An 877-nucleotide genomic window follows, 5' to 3' on the forward strand; every position below is an offset into this window, starting at 1 on the left:
CTGAAGTTACGCAGCCCTTTAAAAAAGCGTTATCATAACAAAAAAAGCAGTCAGTGAGAGTAAACAAATGAACAAAGAAATGATAGAACTCTACAGCGACTACCTCATCGCAAGTTTTGGACAAACCACCGCCACAGGACTTGCCAACCTACTACAAGGGAGCATCTACCATGACAGCATCACCCGCTTTCTAAACAGTGAAACACTCACCGCCAAAGAACAATGGCAACTGATTAAACCCATGCTAAGACAGCATGAAAATGCCACACCCAATGCCACAGGCTATCTCATCTTTGACGACACCATACAGCCCAAACCGCACACAAGCATCGACGACATCAACTGCTGGCACTACGACCACACCCAAAACAAAAACGTCAAAGGCATCAACCTGCTTAACTGTCTGTATCATCGCAAAGACATCGACATACCCTTAAGCTTTGACATCATCACCAAACCCAACGTCTTTACCGATGACAAAGGCAAGGTTAAACGTAAAAGCGATAAAACCAAAAATCAGCGTTTACTTGAGATGTTTGACATGGCAGTTAAAAACCAAGTCAAATTCGACTATGTCCTAGCCGATTCTTGGTTTTCAGCCAATGCAACATTCAAGCACATCCGTAAAGCCAAAAAACACTTTATCTTTGCATTAAAGTCAAATCGCTTGGTGGCTTTAACCCCTGATGATAGACAAAAAGGTAACTTTGTACGTATTGATGAATCCAATCTACCCGATAATACCCCTGTTCACGGCTTTTTAAATGACTACCATGATGAAGTCTTGTTATTACGCCGAGTCTTTACAAACAAGGACGGTAGCACAGGGATTTTATATCTGGTCTGCTCAGATTTACAATGCGACAAGGATACGTTT

The 877-nt window shown here is 42.1% G+C and carries 1 protein-coding gene; it reads left to right on the forward strand.

All coding sequences use genetic code 11. The features are described from left to right. Positions 1–67 precede the first annotated feature (67 nt). On the forward strand, positions 68–877 hold an 810-nt coding region (locus MA2_RS10765; protein WP_067059669.1), incomplete at its 3' end, for an IS701 family transposase.

Origin of the sequence: Moraxella atlantae NBRC 14588, assembly GCF_001591265.1 — a bacterium.
GTDB lineage: Bacteria > Pseudomonadota > Gammaproteobacteria > Pseudomonadales > Moraxellaceae > Faucicola > Faucicola atlantae.